Source organism: Acinetobacter beijerinckii CIP 110307, from assembly GCF_000369005.1.
GTDB classification, from domain to species: domain Bacteria; phylum Pseudomonadota; class Gammaproteobacteria; order Pseudomonadales; family Moraxellaceae; genus Acinetobacter; species Acinetobacter beijerinckii.
The window spans coordinates 166,514-187,930 of record NZ_KB849765.1 but is presented as its reverse complement, the minus strand read 5'-3'; the positions used below and the strand labels follow the sequence as shown (position 1 = coordinate 187,930).

The following is a 21,417-nucleotide window of genomic DNA, read 5'->3' as shown; positions in this document are numbered from 1 at the left end:
AGAAAGTGGCAAATTGCCACTTTTGTCTTTTTTATAAACTACTTATTGGTTGCTTGGATCATCCAAACTAAATCACCCAAGTGTTCTTGATTACTTTCTAGATCAACATTTTCAAAAAATTGTTTGGGTTGCAGTACTTCAACTTGTCCAAATCCTGCACCGTGAAAAAAAGTTTCGACTTCAGCAGGCGTTTTAAAATGAAAACTAAATGCACTACGAGACATCCATTTAAGCAAGCGACTGCTATTCCAAATAATGGTCGCCAATTTATTTTGAGTTGGTTCAGGATAAATATCAGTTAAATAATGAAGTTCCTTAAAGTTACGACCATATGAAGCAATTGCTTGTATTAATTGCTGTAAAAGAGGTTTTTCAAAATAATTAATTAAACCTTCACTAATAATGACCAGTGGACGTTGAGGATCAAATACCTTGAAAGCCGAGGCAAAAGCATCTGTAAATAAATCAACAGATAGCACATCTTTTGAATCTGTCTCAATTTGTTGTAGGGCTGCTTGTTTTGTTGCTGCCATATCTGGCAAATCTAATTCACGATATAGAATGCTTGGGTAATGCTGTCTAAACCACCAACCTCGTGGTGAAAGACCACATGCAATTTCAAGAACTTGTAAATCAGGATGTTGTTCAATCAGCTTTTCTAAATGTTGATCTAGCATGGTATGTCGTTGCTTTAATGTTGTTCGCATACTGCCACCAACATATTTCTCAGCCCAACTTTCAATTGGGTGTACCAGTGCTGCAAGTGTTTTTCCTTTTGCAGTTGCTAGGGCAGGATGAGAAATCCCCATTTGATACCAAATATAACCTGTATAGTGCGCAGTAAATGAAATATGGCGATGTTTCGAAAGTTGTTGTGTCATCTGTCCTAGACTCAATTTTTATTGTGTTTCCCATGCACAACCCATTTGCGCGAGGAAATTGACCTATCATGGTTTAAATAGGTCAATTGCAGATGAATCGTTACATCATCTATAGCTATACAGCAAATTAAAACGAATTCTTAAAGTCTTCAATGACTTTTCTGACGTTTTGCCAGTTTTCATCTAAAGATAATGTATTACCGATTTGAATATTTGGAATATGACCACGCATACGCTCAAGTCGTTGTTGATTTGGCAGTGCTAATGTTTGAATGCCATCTAAAGCATGACATGCTGCTGAGCGGTCATTACAGACTAAGCCCATATCACAACCCGCATTTAAAGCGGCTTGAATGCGAGCATCTGCACCACCCGCAACACATGCCGCTTGCATGCTGAGATCATCAGAAAATAAAACGCCTTCAAATTTCATTTCTTGACGTAAAATTTGTTGTAGCCAAAATGGAGAAAAGCCCGCTGGATTTGGATCGACTTGATCATAAATCACATGTGCAGGCATCAGCGCATCCAGTTGTGGCATGAGCTTGATAAAACTTTGCATATCATTATCATAAATTTCTTGATATGAACGACTATCAATTGCCGCAGCGACATGTGAGTCCGCTTTAACAGAGCCATGTCCTGGGAAATGTTTCCCTGTTGTTGCCATCCCTGCTTTTTTCATGCCACGCATAAATGCGCTTGCGAGTGGAATAATGTCTTGAATATTTTTGGAAAAACCACGATCTCCAATCACATCACTAATATCATTCAGATCTAAAACTGGGGCGAAACTGAAGTCGATACCAACAGCGAGCACTTCGATTGCCATTAACCAACCACATTGTTCGGCTAATTCAATTGTTTGTTGTGGATGTTCTAAGTAATGTTCACCCAGTCTGCCCATCGCAGGTAATAAGGTAAAGCCTTGTCTTAAACGTTGTACACGACCTCCTTCTTGGTCTACAGCGATTAAAATATCTGGACGTACTTGACGCATATGGTCTGTTAAAGCGCGAACTTGTTGAGGTGATTCAATATTTCGCCCAAATAAAATCATCCCTCCGACTTGCGGAGCTTGTAATAGTTCAATATCTTCTTGATTAAGTTCTGTGCCAGCAATGTCTAGCATCAATGCGCCGATCATAGGTATTCCGTTTGAATTTTGATGTAAAAAACGATAGCTAAATTGTGCAATGATTTGCTACATTTTGTCAGTACAGAATATGATAAAACTACATGATATTGATGATAAGTACTTGTTGGTCATTTAATTATGACGACCAATGAGTTCTACACGTTGGTTAAAATTCGAATGAAATCTGTTCATATTGATGATGCCAGCATGTAATAATTGCCATATCCAAGGAAGTACCAAAATTTTATGAAACTTCAAATGATAGCGTGTGCAGTTGCAGTTGCGACTGGTGGTTTATTTTTTACTCATACAATCAATGAGGCATTTGCGGCGACGGAAGCTCCGCTCGTTTCAACGGTGATCAAGCCATCACAAGAGCAAGCTTTAGTCTCACGTCAGTTGGCAACATTAGTTGATCGTCAGCATTATTTGAATATGCGTTTAGATGCCGCAACATCTAACCGTATTTTAGATATGTATTTGGATAGCCTCGATCCTGACCATTCATTATTTTTAGATAGTGAAGTCCAAGAATATAAAACAAAATATGGTTCTAATTTTGGTAGTTCATTAAAAGCGGGGAATCTAACAGGACCTTATGCCATTCACGCCCAATATCGTGAACGTTTAAAACATTTTTATGAATACATGTTGGCTGAATTGAAAAAGCCGCAAAACCTCAATCAAAAAGATGTTTATTTAGAAATTGATCGTGAAAAAGCACCTTATTTTAAAACGGCTGCTGAGCAACAAAATCATTGGCAGAAAATGCTAGTCTCTCAATTGATCAATTTGACGATCAGTAAAGAAGAAGAGCAAGCCAAACAGAAAGCCTTAAAAGCAAATCCTTCGCTTGCCAATGGTCAAGATTTGACAGGCCCTGAAGATTTGACCCCAGTACAGACATTAACAAAGCGTTATACACGTCAGTTAGAACGGATCGGTCGTGTTAAAAGCGATGATGTGCTAGACAAAACATTAAATGCGATGTTGGCTACATATGATCCACATAGTAACTATTACCCACCAATCGATGCGATGGAGTTAAATCGCCAAACGACGCTGCAATTAGAGGGCATTGGCGTATCTATTCGCCCTGAGCGCGGTAATGAAGACTACACTAAGATTGAAACAATTGTCGAAGGTGGACCTGCGAGTAAATCTGGTCAGGTGAAATCTGGCGATCGCATTATCGGTGTTGCCCAAGATGGCGATAAGATGGTGGATGTCATTGGCTGGCCAAGTTCAGAGATTGTTGGATTGATTCGTGGTAAGCGTGGTACGAAAGTTACCGTACGTTTATTGGCAACTGGCGCTGCAATGAGTCAGGCGCGTAATGTCACTTTAGTTCGAGACATCATTCAAGAGGAAGATGCAGGGGTGCGTTCACGCACAGTTGAAATTACGCGAGATGGTAAAAAGCATTTATTTGGTGTAATTGAAATTCCATCTTTCTATTTTGATTATCGTTCTCGCCGTGCCGGTACTGAATATCGTTCAGTTTCTGAAGACACCGCTAAGGCACTTGAATCTCTAAAAGCGAAGAAAGTTGAAGGGATCTTGATCGATTTACGTAATGATCCAGGTGGTTCTTTAGAAGAAGTTGCTCGTATGCTTGGTCAGGTCATTAAATCTGGACCAGTGGTACAAATTCGTGATGGTAACGGCAATGTGAACGTTTTTGAAGATACAGATGGTGGTGAGCAAATTTATGCAGGACCAATGGCTGTACTTATCAATCTCGCTTCTGCTTCAGCAAGTGAAATTTACTCTGCTGCAATTCAAGATTATGAGCGCGGTATTATTATCGGTAGCACTACAACAGGTAAGGGAACGGCACAAGTCCAACTGGATTCATTAGCACATGGCCAAGCAACACTTACTCAACGTAAGTTTTATCGTGTAACCGGTGGTAGTACTCAGAATAAAGGTGTGATTCCAGATATTAAACTGGTTGATATCTACAATGAGGAGTTTGGCGAACGTAAAGCCAAGAATGCTTTAAAGTGGGATACCATTCCAACAGCGCCGTTTAAACGAGAAGGTTCAGTACAACCTTATGTAACCAAATTGTCTGAATTTTCTGCTCAACGTGTTGCAGCAGATGCGCAGTTTAAATATTTAGAAACTCGTAAAGCGATTGCTCAGAAAACTTCTGATCAGAAGAAAGTCGTTTTGGATATCAATCAACGACGCGCTGAATTAATTGATTTAGAGAAACAGACTTTAGATGCTGAAAATCAGCGTCGTCAAGCGACTGGTCAAGCGCCTTATGCAAATTGGGAAAGTTACCAAGCTTCTATTGATGCATTGATTGAAGCCCGTGCCAAAATGAAAGCACATTTGCGCCCTGCATTACCAGAAGAAGAAACATTCGTGACTGAAGCTGCTAATGTATTGCTAGACTACTCGAAATTACAAAGTCGATAATTTCTGAATCAAACTCTGTAAGAAAAAAACCTGCTTAATGCAGGTTTTTTACGTTTTAATTAATCTACACGAATCCAGATTTGACTGCGCCCCAAAACTGAAACGCCAACGTAACCGCGTAAATGTAGACGTTGCCCATTATTACTCAGTTTTGCTGTAAGGCTATAAACACGACCACTATTTGGATCTAAGATTTTTCCACCAGTGTATAAAAGATCTTTTTTATGCTTTAGTTTAGTGATGGCATTTAAACCCAAGATTGGCTTGTTGGCATAGGGTGCTGGACAATTTATGCAAAATTCTTTGGGTGTATAACCTGTTCGAGGGGTTATTTTCGTGATTTTACCAGTGTAGGTACCATCTGATTCTTGAGTTATTTCAACTTGTCCTTTGGGTGCGCCAGTTAAATCATCAACGCTTTGCCACACCCCAGTAATATCTTGTGCAAAACTTATATGGCTAAAACTAAATAGAAGGAAAATAGAGAGGAATTTAATAAACATATTGACGCTGCTCAGCCGCTTTTATTGTATTGCTATTATTTCGGATTTCTAACAATAGATTCAATAATTATTTTACAATTGTGTATTTTTTTAATTGTTGAAAATTCAAGGATTTTTTATCTTAAAATATAAAAAGCTTCTTCATTTTTATATTTAATGAAGAAGCTTTTTTGATTAAACCGTGATCAACAATATCAAGATGATGGATGCACTATTTGGTTTTACTATTTATTCAGTACGAATCCAAATTTGATTACGACCTAATGCTGATACCCCTAAGTATCCACGTAAGTGCATGCGTTTACCATTGGCGCTTAATTTAGCTTTCATGCTGTAAATTTTTCCAGAATTTGGATCTAAAATACGACCATTGGTGTAGTTTAGACCATTCGCATGTTTTAAACCGGTTACAACATCTAAACCTAAAATTGGCTTATTGGTATATGGAGCAGGACAGTCAACACACGTTTCCTTTGGTGTATAACCTGCGCGAGGTGTAATTTTTACGACTTTACCAGCATATGTACCATTCGATTCTTGGCGAATTTCAATTAATGCTTTAGGTGCGCCAGTTTTGTCATCAATACTTTGCCAAAGACCTGTGATATCTTCTGCAAAAGTAAAACTGCTTGCCACAGATAAAAGTAATGCACCTATTAGTTGTTTGCCCATCATTAAAAAATCCTTTTAACGTTTGAAACTCCATTATGTCGGATTTCTGACAACTAGTTCAATCTTTATGTGATATTTGCGGCAAATTTTAAGATAAAGACAAAATAAAGGTAGGCAACCATATCGCTGTAAATACACCATTTACCGCCATTCCGAATGCTGCATATCGTCCAGTAACTGGCCCACGTTGCCATGCTTGCGCTGTTCCAATCGCATGAGCAGCTAAACCCAGTGCTAAGCCAGACGCACGTTCATCATGAATATGTTTTAAGATCCAAGGCGAAAATGCAGCACCAATCACGCCAGATAAAATGACAATAAGTGTCACCATCATAAGTGGGGCATGTAATAAAGTCGCGATATTCAATGCAATTGGCGTAGTCACTGCACGTGTTGCAAATGCCATAATTGTAGGCTCAGACATGTGTAATAAATAAGCAAGTCCCATAGGCAGCGCAACTGCACTAATACTGGCAAAACATAAAATACCAATCATGGATTTCAGTGGTAAGTCGTCATAACGCATCGCAGCAAGCGGAATAGCCAATGCAACTGTGACATAGCCCAATAAATGATTAAAAACATTATTTACGCTATTCATGTAGCGTTCATAAGGAATACCTAAAACTGTCAATAGTCCAATCACGATAAACATGGCGAAAACAATTAAAGGAATTTGTGGCATTTTTTTATTCAGTGGTTTTGCGATCAAATAGCTAACCAGTGTGATCATGAATCCGTAAATAATCATAAACATATTTCAGATTCCTATAACCAGCGTTTTGCCATTTTGGCATAGATCCATAATGGCAATAATGTACTTAAGCTTAGAACAAATAAAAATACAGGAATCTCTTTGCCCAAATGTACCAGCATAATTAAAGAGCCTGCACAAATAGGTAAAAAGGCGAAAGCACTTTCTTTCATGATTTTGTTATTTGTATCGATTAAACGATTGGAAATCTTTTTGAATCTTCGCCAAATCAGTAAAGTCGCAAGTAGACTAATTAATCCAACCAAATTTCCTAGTTCAGGATGATGAAAAATTTTGGTGATTGCTACTGCACCTTCTCTAAAGATGATGATTAATAGCAGTGTGTAGAACCATGCTGTCCAATCAATATTTTTCATCATTACTCATGCTCTTGTCTTCTTTTTAAACCATAACTCATCAAGCTTAAAGTGACGAATGTTGTATTTCAAATTCTTCCAAAGGTCGTTGAAATATGGAAGCTTTATTGCCAAGAATTTCGTCTAATGGTAAATGAGCTTGTTTAATGATTTGCTCCAATTTGTGTGGAGCAATACAAACTGTCAAATGTAAATCACCATTCTCTTCATAACGCTCTGATTCAATTACATTTAAGCTATATAGTTGATTGCGTAGTTTACCGTAAGCAGGTTTAAGTGTTAAATCAAAGTGTTGTAACTGTCCCATTAAGCATTGTTGTACTGCTTCACTTAATAATTCTAGACCTTGACCTGAATGGGCTGAAACATACACTCGCTCAGGTAACTCTGCTGTTTTATAGATGATTTTTGCAGCATCACCGCTGATATCAATTTTATTATAAACATGTAAGATAGGAGCTTCTGCACCAATTTCTTTCAATACGGTTTCTACAGCCTCGATCTGTTCAGACATATTCGGACTGCTCGCATCAATCACATGAAGCAATAATGTTGCTTCGAGTGTTTCTTCTAATGTTGCTTTGAATGATTCAACCAAATCATGCTGTAGATTTCTAACAAAACCAACGGTATCGGCAAGCACAACAGTACCCACACCATCCCATTCGAGACGACGTAGCGTCGGATCTAACGTGGCAAATAACTGATCTGCCGCGTATACATCACTTTTCGCAAGAATGTTAAATAACGTGGATTTCCCTGCATTGGTATAACCGACTAAGGAAATGGTTGGAATGGCAGCTTTCTGACGTGCAGCACGTCCTTGTAAGCGGGTTTGTTGAACCTTAACGAGTTTATCTTTGAGTTGGGTGATACGAACGCGAATCAGTCGACGATCAGTTTCGAGTTGTGATTCACCAGGACCACGTAGTCCAATACCACCTTTTTGTTGTTCTAAGTTTCCTGTAAACCCTCGAATTAAACGAGTGGATAAGTGCTTAAGTTGAGCAAGTTCAACTTGTAGTTTTCCTTCATGCGTTCGAGCGCGTAAGGCAAAAATATCTAAAATCAATCCAGTACGATCAATTACGCGACATTTTAAAATTCTTTCTAAGTTACGCTCTTGCGCTGGCGATAATGAGTGATCGAAAATGACCAGTTCAGCTTCAAGATATTGGACTTGCTCAGCGATTTCATCCACTTTTCCTGAGCCAATAAAAAATTTTGGATCAGGTCTATTTCTTGGCACAGTAATATGCTCTAGGATTTCCGCACCAGCAGATTGAGCGAGCAATCGGAACTCTTCGGCATCAAGATCGTCAAGCTGTTGAACGGAAACACTGACTAATATTGCTCGTTCACCACTGTGACGCTGCTCAAAATTTTCCACGCTATTATCATATCCTTAGTATTAAGTTACTATTCTAGAATAAAGCGAAAGCAAAGGGCAAAAGAGTTACCCCATTTAGATGATATTACGACGTAAAAGTTCAACAAATCCTACTAATGTGCCCATATATAAAATTGACCACCCTAAAAACATTTTCAAAGCGTAGCGATAGGGAATTCTATTTGATACCGCGTGTGTCGTTGTTTCCTGATTCATAGTGACACCTATTCATCTGTAAATTCGATTTATTTATAATAATTGATCTAATAAAACATTTAAAATTGAAAAATATTATGCTTACGTTCGCTTTTTGTCATAAAGCAAACTTTTAACTCTATATATTTGCATGCTATAACAGGCTTTACTTTGAGCAAACGCAAAGTGCCATAGTAGGTTCATGCTGAAAGCATCTGTTAAGGGTAGCAAGCCCAATGGTTTTAATAATTCTATGACTCAAGAAACAACAGCAGTGAATAACACTCAGTTAAATTTATTTTCAAAGTTTAGTTTATACACAAGAAAACTAGCATCAGGCTTAGAAACGATTGGTGAAGGCTTTTATCTCATTTATCGTCATGGACTTTATAAAGATCCAAACAATCCAATTAACACGCGATATGTTCAATATTTTTGTCGTCGATTGTGCGAAGTTTTTAATATTGAAGTACAAGTGCATGGCACGATTCCACGCGAACCTGCTTTGTGGGTGAGTAATCATATTTCATGGCTAGATGTTGCTGTACTGGGTTCTGGCGCTCGAATTTTCTTTTTAGCCAAAGCTGAAGTGGAAAAATGGCCAATCTTGGGTAATCTTGCCAAGGGGGGCGGAACTCTATTTATTAAGCGTGGTTCAGGGGATTCAATTAGAATTCGTGAGCAAATTACAGAGTTTTTGAAGCAAGATATTCCTGTTTTATTTTTTCCAGAAGCCACCACGACTGATGGTACCAAGGTTAAAAAAGTACATGGAAGGCTTTTAGGTGCTGCAATTGAAGCACAACGCCCTGTACAGATTTGTGTGATTTGCTATGTCAATCAACAAGGTGAGTTAGATTTAATTGCACCCTTTATTGGTGAAATGACTTTTGCAGAGCATGTACAGCGAGTGTTGGAAATGCCAAAAGTGACTGCGCATTTACTGACGTTACCTGCGATACCTGTAGAAGGTCATACGGTTGATAGTTTAACCAAAGAAGTTGATCGACAAATGCGGGCAGGCTTGCTTGAGTTGCAAAATAAAGTGCTGGCTGTTTCTCCAACTGCAAATGAGCTTACATAAAGCCTTCAATTGGCAGCCATGAAATAACTTTCATTCCTGCTCTTTGCCACCACTTCATGCGAGGTTCTTTGGTATAAATCACAGGACCTTGAGGAGTTTGCCGTTGCCAAGTTATTTTATTCTCGGCATTTAAAACCAATTTATACGCATACTTACTCAAGTTTTGATCCATTGTGCTATGCACTGATCTTGCTAATGTTGGGCTATTTAATAGCACCCCAATTTCTGTATTCAAATACGCCGAGCGTGGGTCAAAATTAAATGAACCGATAAAAACTTGCTTTTCATCTAATGCCATAAGCTTGGCATGTAAACTAGAACGGCTTAATCCTTTGATATTCACTTTTGCTTTTTTAGCTAAATCTTCGGTATGTTTATCAAGATCATCTTTATCTAAAGCAGGTAAAAACTCATAAAGTTGTACACCATTTTCTAATAAATTTTGACGGTATTTACCATAAAATGCATGAACAACGGCAACATCATTTGCTTTGAAAGAATTGGTTAAAACTCTGACATGAACGCCATCTTGTGCTAATTCACTTAAAATTTTCGCGCCCTTTTTTTCGGGAACAAAATAAGCAGAAATCAGATCAATATTTTTTTCAGGTTTTTCTAAATGATTGATCAGTTGGAAATTGAGATGTTCTTGTTTCTTTGCTTTTGATTTTATTTTATCAGGTGAGTCTTTCACGACCTCAGCTTTTACCCAATCTAAAGCAATATCTCGGTTGATGAGTGAGTCGATTGCTTGGGAATTACTGGTTAAATCTAAATAGTTTTGAACGGTAACTTTTTTATAATGTTCATCTAATTGTTGTTTTAAACTTTCATAGCTTAGGCGATGAGATTTTTGCTTTACGACTTCTTGAACTTCATAAGCATAATCATGATTCCAATAGTCATCAAAAGAGTTAGAAATGTCATTAACGGCAGCTCCAACCAACATGACATCGACATCTGAGAACTGATAGTTATCGCTGACATTGTAGTATTGATTGGTCATGTTTCTGCCGCCAATTAACGCGACTTTGTGATCTGCGATAAAGCTTTTATTGTGCATGCGTCGATTGATACGCTTTAAATCCAACACCATATCAATGCCACGATATTTTCTAAAACGATATGGGTTGAATAGCTTTACCTCAATATTGGGGTGTTGTGCTAAGGCTAAAAAGATTCCTTCAGTTTGTTTTGCATTATTATCATCGATCAATAACTTTACTTTCACGCCACGATCTGCTGCACGAATAAGCGCATGCAAAGCGACAGCACCGACTTTATCGTTATCCCAAATATAATATTGCAGATCTAATGTTTTTTCGGCTTTATCAATTAAACGTAATCGAGCTGCCAAAGCTTCTAAAGGATCAAATAAGACATAATATCCAGTAAGATCAGGGTTCTGTTGCTGCAAAGGATCTATGATTTGCGCAAGTGTGGTTTCTGATGTATCAACTTTTAAAGCTATCGCTTGGGTCGGTTCAATAGAGTGTTTGGGTAAGGTGCTACAACCTGAGATCGTGATCGCAATACTCAACGAAATCGTAAGCATACTTTTATTGTAAGTAGATGTACTTATTTTTGTATGTTTGCGATTTAAAACCGAAAATTGCGTCATAATCTTTACTGATTAAAAGTTGGGCTTGAGTATATCATTTCATCAAAGATTATGAATATGAGATGCGATATATACCGTTATAGTGAGATGAATGAGATTGGTAATGTGGAATTCTGACAGTGTTATTTTAGTTTTTTATATTATTTTTCTGATCTTGGCATTATGGGGATTGGTACAGGCATGGATACATCAAGCAAGAACTGAAACTATTCACCCTTTCAAAGCTTTTGTTCATTTATTGGCTTTTTATCTATCTTATCTTCTAATCCCACTTTGGTTTTTTAGCTTATATGCAGGATGGTCTGGTTTTTATAGCTTACATCAGACAGCATTTGTCTTTTTACTCAGTACTTTATTAATTTATGCGCGTTTTATTGAACCTCATTTAGTCCATGTTAAATATCACCAATATCGTTTAAATCCAAAACACGAATTTAGAAAATCAGTAAAAGTGGCGCTGATTGCAGATATGCACGTTGGGCTATTTTCAGGTCATGAACGTCAGTTAAAAATCATTGTAGAAAAATTGAATCAAGCAAAGCCCGATTTGGTTGTGGTTGCTGGTGACTGGACTTACGAGCCTGAAAATAGATTAGTGCAAGAGCTTGAAGTACTCAAACAAATCCAAGCCCCAGTCTATTCAGTCAACGGTAATCATGATGAACAATATCCTGGACCACCGATACAAGCTTTACTGAGTGAGGCTTTGAGCCAAAATGATGTGATGGATATTGAAGGTAAGATTGTTGAATTTGATGAATTTCGATTGGTGGGTATCGGTGATTTATGGGCGGGAAAAGCAAATATGCGGTTTTTGCCTGAGTTACCCCAAGATAAACCGTGGCTAATCTTATCGCATAACCCTGATACTGTAGACATGGTGCCAGAATTGAAAATGAGACCGCTTATGCTGTCTGGTCATACTCACGGAGGTCAAATCGAGTTGCCGTGGATTACCAGTTATGTTATGAAAAGGGTTTCAATTTTAGGGCATAAAAGAGGCTTTTATACGCATGAGCATGCAGATGTATTTGTCACTGTAGGCACGGGGATGGTTGGTGTTCCATTTCGTTTTAGAGTTCCTCCAACCATTGATATTATTGAATTAAAATAAATAAAAAAGCCGACTCATCTAAGTCGGCTTTTTTAAACTATAATAATTAAGGAATAATAATCACAGCGACACGACGATTATTGGCACGATTTTCCTCAGAGGTGTTGGCTACAAATGGTTGATCTGAGCCACGACCAATAATGGTGAGATTATTTGGCTTAAAACCTTGATTAACGAAAATCGAAGCAACACTTTGAGCACGTTCTTCAGAAAGCTTTTTGTTGTACTCTGGATTGCCAATATCATCGGTATGACCTACGACTTTTAATTTCTGTAAGTCATATTTCTCTAATTGTTTTGCAAGGCGAGCAATTTCCTTCGCATGATCAGGTTTAATATCTGATTTATTAAAATCGAAAAGTAAACGCTCAGGTAAACCCAAACTCCAGCCCTCGTCTGTTAAAACGAAACCTTCTTTTTTCAACATTTTTACTTGACGGTATTTAAGTGGACCAAAACTTAAACAGCCAGCTAATGTTAGGCAGAGTAACGCTATGAATGAAATTTTAATGCTGCGAGCGTACATAACATATCCTAAATTTCTGGTTTATAAACAAACCAATGTGGATTTAAATTTTTAGCTTTATACATTGCTTGATCTGCTTGCATGACTAAATCCTCGGGATTTTCAGCAAATTGAGAAAATGCAATACCTAAACTAAAACCAAAATGAATAACATCCCCATTAAAATCCAAAGGTTCTTTGCAGCTTGCAAGTAAACCTTCAGCAATTGCCTGTAAATGATCAGCATGGTGAATTGCATGCAAAATAATTGCAAACTCATCACCACCCAAACGAGCAATGAAATCTTCTTGTCGAACAGAAAGCTTTAAACGCGAAGCCATTTCTTTCAAAACAGCATCGCCAGCCAAATGTCCATATTGGTCATTAATTACTTTAAACTTATTATTATCAATGAATATCAGTGCGGAATTATGACGGTATAACGGATTTTCAAAAATATTGAGCAGCTCTTCGTAGAAGAAATGACGATTTGGTAAACTGGTCAACTGATCGTGATGTGCCTGGAACGAAAGTTGACGATTTTCTTTTTGTAGATTGTTATTCCAAATTTGAATTTCTTCTAACAACTCATTAAACACCGTATTTAAATTTTGAAACTCTCTAATATGATTGTTCGGAAAGCGTAAATTATAAGCTTTTTGGTCACTTACTAATTGAGCGATATGAGTTAATGGTTTAATCGCTTGCATAATCTGACGATAGGTCAAATTAATTGACCATAAAAGTGCAATCACAATAAAAAACATTGAAATTGCTAAACCAATAATAATGGTCTTTAAAAAATGCAAAATATTTTCAGAACTACCATAAAGAACCAAATCACCTACTTTTTTATTGTGGTGCATCACAACCAATTTAACTGGATCATGTAAAAACCATTCATCCAATAAATTTTGAAGAAAGGGGGTATACGCAACCTTTTTTGTACTTTCAGAAAGTAATTGTTGTTGAGGATCGTAAACATGAATACTTCGTATCGCATGTTCAGTTGTATAATCTTTTAAAATTTGTTCAATCGCACCTTTATCTTTAAAAACGACAGCAGGTTGAACACGCTCTAATACAGTTTGGCTTAATAGTTTTAAATTTTGTTTGGCATAAGTTTCCATCGTAAACATTGAAATTGTTGCAAATGTACAACTACAAATCACAAAGGTAATCGCAAAAATCGTAAATTGAGATTTACGGAACAAAGCATGCAAAGAAGTAGATTGATATAAATTTGAAATCACTTTCACTACTCCGTGTTCTTCGCCAAGATTAAAACTCTGGGGTCGATATGAACCTTGGAATAACTTAAAGCATCTAAATTCACTTTAAATGTAGAAAAAGTTTTTCGATTATAAAGACAAAAAATACTACCAGTCTCACAATTTGGATTATTTGTACTTAATGATAATAATGAGCGTGATGGATACGATTGAATTAAATTTTGTTGTTGCTGTGCCGTAGTTGTTGAAAAATAAACAACATGACATTCTGTTTTTAAAAAATCTTTAGTGTTAACCGCTTGAACCTGATAATCATAAGCCAATTGTTTGATATTCGCTTGAAATTGATTGGCGGCATCTGGGTTATCAATTACACAAATGACTGGGCGTGATGTATTAGGCCACTTACTATAACTTAATATCGTTAATGCCAACTCATAATAGCTGTGGTTTGATAAGGCGTAGCAAAGCTCACTCATAGCTATAGACGCTAAAAGCAAAATAAACTGTGCTTTTTTACCAACGAACCGTATTTTCAATCAAAAATGCCAAAAAATGTGAAGCAAGAGACATATTCTACTGGACTTAATTGTTTAAAAAAAGTTCTTAATTCGAAAGAATAAGCATTAAAAGTTACTGGTTAGTTCAAAAGATGATCACTTGAGATAATAAACAAAAAGAAATTGAGAAAAGGGGTTGCGCCTGTTTGGAAATGCTGTAGAATGCACATCCATCGGCGGTGATGCAGATAAAAACTTGTTGAGAAACAAGGATTTGGCTAGAAAGGTTGGATTCTTGGATTGGTTGATAAGTTTGATAAATATCTAAATTACCTGTTGACTTTGAAGAAATTCAGAGTAATATAGCCGACCTAGCTTGATGATGACGAATCATTGAGAAGATCATTAAGAGAATAGAAGAACAACTTGTGTGGATTTTTACTGGTTAATCGATCGAAAATATTTCATTGATTAGATGGTAGAAATTACTCGAAGTTTATTTGAGAAATTAAAGTCAGAAAATTGATGAGCCAAGATTTGTAGCCATAAGCTACTAATGATTATAAACTGAAGAGTTTGATCATGGCTCAGATTGAACGCTGGCGGCAGGCTTAACACATGCAAGTCGAGCGGGGAAAGGTAGCTTGCTACCTAACCTAGCGGCGGACGGGTGAGTAATGCTTAGGAATCTGCCTATTAGTGGGGGACAACATTCCGAAAGGAATGCTAATACCGCATACGTCCTACGGGAGAAAGCAGGGGACCTTCGGGCCTTGCGCTAATAGATGAGCCTAAGTCGGATTAGCTAGTTGGTGGGGTAAAGGCCTACCAAGGCGACGATCTGTAGCGGGTCTGAGAGGATGATCCGCCACACTGGGACTGAGACACGGCCCAGACTCCTACGGGAGGCAGCAGTGGGGAATATTGGACAATGGGGGGAACCCTGATCCAGCCATGCCGCGTGTGTGAAGAAGGCCTTTTGGTTGTAAAGCACTTTAAGCGAGGAGGAGGCTACTAGTATTAATACTACTGGATAGTGGACGTTACTCGCAGAATAAGCACCGGCTAACTCTGTGCCAGCAGCCGCGGTAATACAGAGGGTGCGAGCGTTAATCGGATTTACTGGGCGTAAAGCGTGCGTAGGCGGCTGATTAAGTCGGATGTGAAATCCCTGAGCTTAACTTAGGAATTGCATTCGATACTGGTCAGCTAGAGTATGGGAGAGGATGGTAGAATTCCAGGTGTAGCGGTGAAATGCGTAGAGATCTGGAGGAATACCGATGGCGAAGGCAGCCATCTGGCCTAATACTGACGCTGAGGTACGAAAGCATGGGGAGCAAACAGGATTAGATACCCTGGTAGTCCATGCCGTAAACGATGTCTACTAGCCGTTGGGGCCTTTGAGGCTTTAGTGGCGCAGCTAACGCGATAAGTAGACCGCCTGGGGAGTACGGTCGCAAGACTAAAACTCAAATGAATTGACGGGGGCCCGCACAAGCGGTGGAGCATGTGGTTTAATTCGATGCAACGCGAAGAACCTTACCTGGTCTTGACATAGTAAGAACTTTCCAGAGATGGATTGGTGCCTTCGGGAACTTACATACAGGTGCTGCATGGCTGTCGTCAGCTCGTGTCGTGAGATGTTGGGTTAAGTCCCGCAACGAGCGCAACCCTTTTCCTTATTTGCCAGCGGGTTAAGCCGGGAACTTTAAGGATACTGCCAGTGACAAACTGGAGGAAGGCGGGGACGACGTCAAGTCATCATGGCCCTTACGACCAGGGCTACACACGTGCTACAATGGTCGGTACAAAGGGTTGCTACCTAGCGATAGGATGCTAATCTCAAAAAGCCGATCGTAGTCCGGATTGGAGTCTGCAACTCGACTCCATGAAGTCGGAATCGCTAGTAATCGCGGATCAGAATGCCGCGGTGAATACGTTCCCGGGCCTTGTACACACCGCCCGTCACACCATGGGAGTTTGTTGCACCAGAAGTAGGTAGTCTAACCGCAAGGAGGACGCTTACCACGGTGTGGCCGATGACTGGGGTGAAGTCGTAACAAGGTAGCCGTAGGGGAACCTGCGGCTGGATCACCTCCTTAACGAAAGATTGATGGCCGGTAAGAATCCACAACAAGTTGTTCTTCGAAGATGTATCTGAGGGTCTGTAGCTCAGTTGGTTAGAGCACACGCTTGATAAGCGTGGGGTCACAAGTTCAAGTCTTGTCAGACCCACCACTACTGACGAAGTGATGAATAATCACAAGCTGCTAGATTGAAAGATATGTCGTTCATTATGATTTAAGCTGGGGACTTAGCTTAGTTGGTAGAGCGCCTGCTTTGCACGCAGGAGGTCAGGAGTTCGACTCTCCTAGTCTCCACCATGAATTAAAAAGAGTTTGTAAAAACGAAATTAATTCAAAGCTAAAGTAAATTATAGAAATTAATAAATGCCTAAATAAATCAAAAGAGATTTTGATTTGAGTTTATTAACTTCTGTGATTTATCACAGTTTACTACGCACCGACGAGGTGGTAGTTAATCATTAACAGATTAGAAAATTGAGTCTGAAATAAATTGTTCAAACTCGATTAATTCAACACTAACAGTAATACGTAAGTATTTCAGTTGGATGAAGAGTTAATCTGAGAACTAGCAAAAACACTGAATCAAGCGTTTTGGTAATGAATTTAGATTGAAGCTGTATGGTGATTAAGTTCACAGACAACGAATAGTAGCAATTAAGTTTGCAACGCTAACACTCACTTGTATGTGTTAACGACTGTTTGGGGTTGTATAGTCAAGTAATTAAGTGCATGTGGTGGATGCCTTGGCAGTCAGAGGCGATGAAAGACGTGATAGCCTGCGAAAAGCTCCGGGGAGGCGGCAAATATCCTTTGATCCGGAGATTTCTGAATGGGGGAACCCACCCGCTATAAGGCGGGTATCATAAACTGAATACATAGGTTTATGAAGCGAACGAGGGGAAGTGAAACATCTCAGTACCCTTAGGAAAAGAAATCAATTGAGATTCCCTTAGTAGCGGCGAGCGAACGGGGAGCAGCCCATTAAGTTATGTGTGTTCTAGTGGAACGCTCTGGGAAGTGCGAACGTAGAGGGTGATATTCCCGTACACGAAAGGGCACACATAATGATGACGAGTAGGGCGAGGCACGTGAAACCTTGTCTGAATATGGGGGGACCATCCTCCAAGGCTAAATACTCCTGACTGACCGATAGTGAACCAGTACCGTGAGGGAAAGGCGAAAAGAACCCCTGTGAGGGGAGTGAAATAGATCCTGAAACCGCATGCATACAAGCAGTGGGAGCCGACTTGTTCGGTGACTGCGTACCTTTTGTATAATGGGTCAGCGACTTACATTCAGTAGCAAGGTTAACCGCATAGGGGAGCCGTAGAGAAATCGAGTCTTAATAGGGCGTTTAGTTGCTGGGTGTAGACCCGAAACCAGGCGATCTATCCATGAGCAGGTTGAAGGTTGGGTAACACTAACTGGAGGACCGAACCCACTGTCGTTGAAAAGCCAGGGGATGACTTGTGGATAGGGGTGAAAGGCTAATCAAGCCTGGTGATAGCTGGTTCTCCCCGAAAGCTATTTAGGTAGCGCCTCGGACGAATACCATTGGGGGTAGAGCACTGTTTCGGCTAGGGGGTCATCCCGACTTACCAAACCGATGCAAACTCCGAATACCAATGAGTACTATCCGGGAGACAGACTGCGGGTGCTAACGTCCGTAGTCAAGAGGAAAACAATCCAGACCGCCAGCTAAGGCCCCAAAATCATAGTTAAGTGGGAAACGATGTGGGAAGGCATAGACAGCTAGGAGGTTGGCTTAGAAGCAGCCACCCTTTAAAGAAAGCGTAATAGCTCACTAGTCGAGTCGGCCTGCGCGGAAGATGTAACGGGGCTAAAACTATGTGCCGAAGCTGCGGATTTACGCATTAGCGTAAGTGGTAGGGGAGCGTTCTGTAAGCCGATGAAGGTGTATTGAGAAGTATGCTGGAGGTATCAGAAGTGCGAATGCTGACGTGAGTAACGACAAAACGGGTGAAAAACCCGTTCGCTGAAAGACCAAGGGTTCCAGTCCAACGTTAATCGGGGCTGGGTGAGTCGACCCCTAAGGCGAGGCCGAGAGGCGTAGTCGATGGGAAATTGGTTAATATTCCAATACTTCTGTGTAATGCGATGAGAGGACGGAGAAGGTTAAGTCAGCCTGGCGTTGGTTGTCCAGGTGGAAGGCTGTAGGCATGCATCTTAGGCAAATCCGGGGTGCTCTATGCTGAGAGCTGATAGCAAGCTGTACTTGTACAGTGAAGTGGCTGATACCATGCTTCCAGGAAAAGTCTCTAAGCTTCAGTTACACAGGAATCGTACCCGAAACCGACACAGGTGGTCAGGTCGAGTAGACCAAAGCGCTTGAGAGAACTCTGCTGAAGGAACTAGGCAAAATGGTACCGTAACTTCGGGAGAAGGTACGCTGCTGACGGTGATGGGACTTGCTCCCTGAGCTATTGGCAGCCACAGAAACCAGGCCGCTGCAACTGTTTATTAAAAACATAGCACTCTGCAAACACGAAAGTGGACGTATAGGGTGTGATGCCTGCCCGGTGCTGGAAGGTTAATTGATGGGGTTAGCGTAAGCGAAGCTCTTGATCGAAGCCCCAGTAAACGGCGGCCGTAACTATAACGGTCCTAAGGTAGCGAAATTCCTTGTCGGGTAAGTTCCGACCTGCACGAATGGCATAATGATGGCGGCGCTGTCTCCAGCAGAGGCTCAGTGAAATCGAAATCGCTGTGAAGATGCAGTGTACCCGCGGCTAGACGGAAAGACCCCGTGAACCTTTACTGCAGCTTGACATTGAACTTTGACCTTACTTGTGTAGGATAGGTGGGAGGCTTTGAAGTTGGAACGCTAGTTCCAATGGAGCCGTCCTTGAAATACCACCCTGGTAATGTTGAGGTTCTAACTCTGCCCCGTAATCCGGGGCGAGGACCATGTCTGGTGGGTAGTTTGACTGGGGCGGTCTCCTCCTAAAGAGTAACGGAGGAGTACGAAGGTGCGCTCAGCGTGGTCGGAAATCACGCGTAGAGTATAAAGGCAAAAGCGCGCTTAACTGCGAGACCCACAAGTCGAGCAGGTACGAAAGTAGGTCTTAGTGATCCGGTGGTTCTGTATGGAAGGGCCATCGCTCAACGGATAAAAGGTACTCTGGGGATAACAGGCTGATACCGCCCAAGAGTTCATATCGACGGCGGTGTTTGGCACCTCGATGTCGGCTCATCTCATCCTGGGGCTGAAGCAGGTCCCAAGGGTATGGCTGTTCGCCATTTAAAGAGGTACGCGAGCTGGGTTTAGAACGTCGTGAGACAGTTCGGTCCCTATCTACCGTGGGCGCTGGAAATTTGAGAGGATCTGCTCCTAGTACGAGAGGACCAGAGTGGACGAACCTCTGGTGTACCGGTTGTCACGCCAGTGGCATCGCCGGGTAGCTATGTTCGGAAGGGATAACCGCTGAAAGCATCTAAGCGGGAAGCCTACCTCAAGATAAGATTTCCCTAGGACTTTATGTCCTCTAAAGAGCCGTTCGAGACTAGGACGTTGATAGGTTGGGTGTGGAAGCACGGTGACGTGTGAAGCTGACCAATACTAATTGCTCGTGAGGCTTGACTATACAACACCCAAACAGTTGTTGTATTCAAGATAAATTCAATACTTAACTTGATTTAGTGTATAAACTAGTTACAATACAGACCAATGATCTAATCCGTTAATAACTCTTTCGGTACTAAGTGGCAAAGAACTTAAAATTAAGTTCAAGAGTAAGACCACCGAAAGCCAAAACAGTTTGCTGGCGACAATAGCAAGAGTGAACCACCTGATCCCTTCCCGAACTCAGAAGTGAAACCTCTTCGCGCTGATGGTAGTGTGGCACTTGCCATGTGAGAGTAAGTCATCGCCAGCTTTTAAATTCAAACACCTCTAACCTAACGGTTAGGGGTGTTTTTTATCGCGGGGGAAAAGAAAATAGAAAGAAAAAATTAAATTTAGAATGAAATATAGGGTCTGTTGACATTTACTGTGCAAAAAAATAGGGAGAAAGTAAAATTCAATCGCCAAACCAAATTTACTCCTCGCTATGCCTCGTACAATGCTGAATGATCAACACTGGTTAAAGCTGAAATCTATTGTCCACAATTGGTAAGTCCAACACCATATTTAAACGATTCACTAGATGGTCTAAAGATAATAAGCTATTAAAAATATTTAAATTATTGTCAAAAAATGCTGATCTAGAATGGGTATTTATTGATGCTAGCTATATTCGAGCACATCAACATGCCACAGGACTCAAGGATCAAGCTATTTCTAGAAGTATCGGTGGGAACAGCTCTAAAATCCATTTAGCCGTAGATTCGAATGGAAATCCTATTCAATTTCTCATTCATGATGATACCACCCATGATGTGAGGGTTGCACCTGCATTAGTCGATAGTGTTGATTTAAAAGATACCGATGTACTTTGTGCAGATAAAGGATATGACTCAGAATTATTGAGAGAGCAGATAGAAAAAACAGCGACTAAAACAAACATTCCAAAGAAATCCAATACACGATCGAACAATGATTATATGGACTGGTACTTATATAAAATCAGGCACTTAGTTGAGAATAGCTTTGCTAGACTCAAGCAATTTAGGGGAATTGCAACATGTTATGACAAGCTAAAGCAGAACTACGAAAATTCAGTTGCTTTAGCCTGTATATTTAGTTGGCTACCGCTATGAAATGTCAATAGATCCTAGTTAAGTTGGATAGTGTTTTCTTGTAACTGGGATTCATGTTGTTTTTTTTTAATGTAATTATTAAGCAAGATCTCTATTTTAAAGAAGAACTTGACTAATATCACTTTAATATTCTTTTATTAAAGACTAACTATATTTACATAAAATAAATATTATGATTACATTAGCAATATTTTTATAAATAGAAATCTAATTAT

Annotated in this window: 14 protein-coding genes, 2 tRNA genes, 3 rRNA genes and 1 pseudogene; 9 read left to right on the top strand and 11 right to left on the bottom strand. The window is 39.9% G+C overall.

Translation table 11 applies throughout. The annotated features are described in order from the left end of the window. Positions 1 to 38 precede the first annotated feature (38 nt). Both F933_RS06435 and nagZ read right to left on the bottom strand, forming a co-directional pair. Positions 39 to 881 (bottom strand): class I SAM-dependent methyltransferase, encoded by an 843-nt coding sequence (locus F933_RS06435; RefSeq protein WP_005059617.1) that lies wholly within the window; start codon positions 879 to 881, stop codon positions 39 to 41. 127 nt (positions 882 to 1,008) lie between these two features. Then, positions 1,009 to 2,028, bottom strand: coding sequence for a beta-N-acetylhexosaminidase (gene nagZ, locus F933_RS06430; protein WP_005059615.1), 1,020 nt, complete (start codon positions 2,026 to 2,028; stop codon positions 1,009 to 1,011). 237 nt (positions 2,029 to 2,265) lie between these two features. Between nagZ and F933_RS06425 the strand changes: the two genes are divergently transcribed. Continuing rightward, a complete protein-coding gene (locus F933_RS06425) occupies positions 2,266 to 4,449 on the top strand; it encodes a carboxy terminal-processing peptidase (RefSeq protein ID WP_005059614.1) in 2,184 nt (727 codons plus the stop codon). 59 nt (positions 4,450 to 4,508) lie between these two features. On the opposite strand, the gene F933_RS06420 is transcribed toward F933_RS06425, so the two are convergent. The 5 genes from F933_RS06420 to hflX form a co-directional block, all read right to left on the bottom strand. Beyond that, the gene (locus F933_RS06420; protein WP_005059613.1) at positions 4,509 to 4,952 is read right to left on the bottom strand and encodes a DUF2147 domain-containing protein; all 444 of its coding nucleotides are present in this window, start codon (positions 4,950 to 4,952) and stop codon (positions 4,509 to 4,511) included. Positions 4,953 to 5,180: 228 nt separating this feature from the next. Continuing rightward, positions 5,181 to 5,627 (bottom strand): DUF2147 domain-containing protein, encoded by a 447-nt coding sequence (locus tag F933_RS06415; protein WP_005051930.1) that lies wholly within the window; start codon positions 5,625 to 5,627, stop codon positions 5,181 to 5,183. A gap of 85 nt (positions 5,628 to 5,712) precedes the next feature. Continuing rightward, complete coding sequence (locus F933_RS06410; protein ID WP_005059611.1) at positions 5,713 to 6,381, bottom strand: LrgB family protein; 669 nt, start codon at positions 6,379 to 6,381, stop codon at positions 5,713 to 5,715. Between the two features lie 11 nt (positions 6,382 to 6,392). Then, entirely contained in the window at positions 6,393 to 6,755 is a 363-nt protein-coding gene (locus tag F933_RS06405) for a hypothetical protein (protein WP_034710558.1), read from the bottom strand. Positions 6,756 to 6,801: 46 nt separating this feature from the next. Beyond that, the gene (gene hflX, locus F933_RS06400; protein WP_005059609.1) at positions 6,802 to 8,145 is read right to left on the bottom strand and encodes a ribosome rescue GTPase HflX; all 1,344 of its coding nucleotides are present in this window, start codon (positions 8,143 to 8,145) and stop codon (positions 6,802 to 6,804) included. 448 nt (positions 8,146 to 8,593) lie between these two features. On the opposite strand from hflX, the gene F933_RS06395 reads away from it, so the two are divergent. Beyond that, on the top strand, positions 8,594 to 9,424 hold the full coding sequence (locus tag F933_RS06395; RefSeq protein WP_034710912.1) for a lysophospholipid acyltransferase family protein: 831 nt from the start codon (positions 8,594 to 8,596) through the stop codon (positions 9,422 to 9,424). Here F933_RS06395 and F933_RS06390 read toward each other — a convergent pair. Beyond that, entirely contained in the window at positions 9,417 to 10,979 is a 1,563-nt protein-coding gene (locus F933_RS06390; RefSeq protein WP_378236338.1) for a phospholipase D family protein, read from the bottom strand. The genes F933_RS06395 and F933_RS06390 overlap by 8 nt on opposite strands. A gap of 169 nt (positions 10,980 to 11,148) precedes the next feature. On the opposite strand from F933_RS06390, the gene F933_RS06385 reads away from it, so the two are divergent. After that, complete coding sequence (locus tag F933_RS06385) at positions 11,149 to 12,159, top strand: metallophosphoesterase (RefSeq protein WP_005059601.1); 1,011 nt, start codon at positions 11,149 to 11,151, stop codon at positions 12,157 to 12,159. Positions 12,160 to 12,205: 46 nt separating this feature from the next. Here F933_RS06385 and yfiB read toward each other — a convergent pair whose 3' ends face one another. Genes yfiB through yfiR form a run of 3 tightly spaced genes read right to left on the bottom strand, consistent with a single transcriptional unit; the run spans position 12,206 to position 14,375 of the window. Then, positions 12,206 to 12,685 (bottom strand): outer membrane lipoprotein YfiB, encoded by a 480-nt coding sequence (gene yfiB / locus F933_RS06380; RefSeq protein ID WP_005051922.1) that lies wholly within the window; start codon positions 12,683 to 12,685, stop codon positions 12,206 to 12,208. A gap of 8 nt (positions 12,686 to 12,693) precedes the next feature. Next, positions 12,694 to 13,917: a diguanylate cyclase DgcN/YfiN gene (gene dgcN / locus F933_RS06375; RefSeq protein ID WP_005051921.1), complete on the bottom strand. Its 1,224-nt coding sequence runs from the start codon at positions 13,915 to 13,917 to the stop codon at positions 12,694 to 12,696. 5 nt (positions 13,918 to 13,922) lie between these two features. Continuing rightward, positions 13,923 to 14,375 (bottom strand): regulatory sequestration protein YfiR, encoded by a 453-nt coding sequence (gene yfiR / locus F933_RS06370; RefSeq protein ID WP_005059598.1) that lies wholly within the window; start codon positions 14,373 to 14,375, stop codon positions 13,923 to 13,925. A gap of 585 nt (positions 14,376 to 14,960) precedes the next feature. Here yfiR and F933_RS06365 point away from each other — a divergent pair. From F933_RS06365 to F933_RS06340, 6 genes and pseudogenes are all read left to right on the top strand, one after another. Next, positions 14,961 to 16,498, top strand: a 16S ribosomal RNA gene (locus tag F933_RS06365). A 59-nt stretch (positions 16,499 to 16,557) separates the two neighbouring features. Beyond that, a tRNA-Ile gene (locus F933_RS06360) sits at positions 16,558 to 16,634 on the top strand. Positions 16,635 to 16,704: 70 nt separating this feature from the next. Further along, a tRNA-Ala gene (locus F933_RS06355) sits at positions 16,705 to 16,780 on the top strand. A gap of 414 nt (positions 16,781 to 17,194) precedes the next feature. Next, positions 17,195 to 20,088: ribosomal RNA gene (locus F933_RS06350) — 23S ribosomal RNA — on the top strand. Positions 20,089 to 20,264: 176 nt separating this feature from the next. Beyond that, positions 20,265 to 20,379, top strand: a 5S ribosomal RNA gene (rrf, locus tag F933_RS06345). Together the 16S, 23S and 5S rRNA genes with 2 tRNA genes alongside form the textbook arrangement of a ribosomal RNA operon. 174 nt (positions 20,380 to 20,553) lie before the next feature. Continuing rightward, a pseudogene (locus F933_RS06340) lies at positions 20,554 to 21,202 on the top strand (IS5 family transposase). Positions 21,203 to 21,417: the final 215 nt, after the last annotated feature.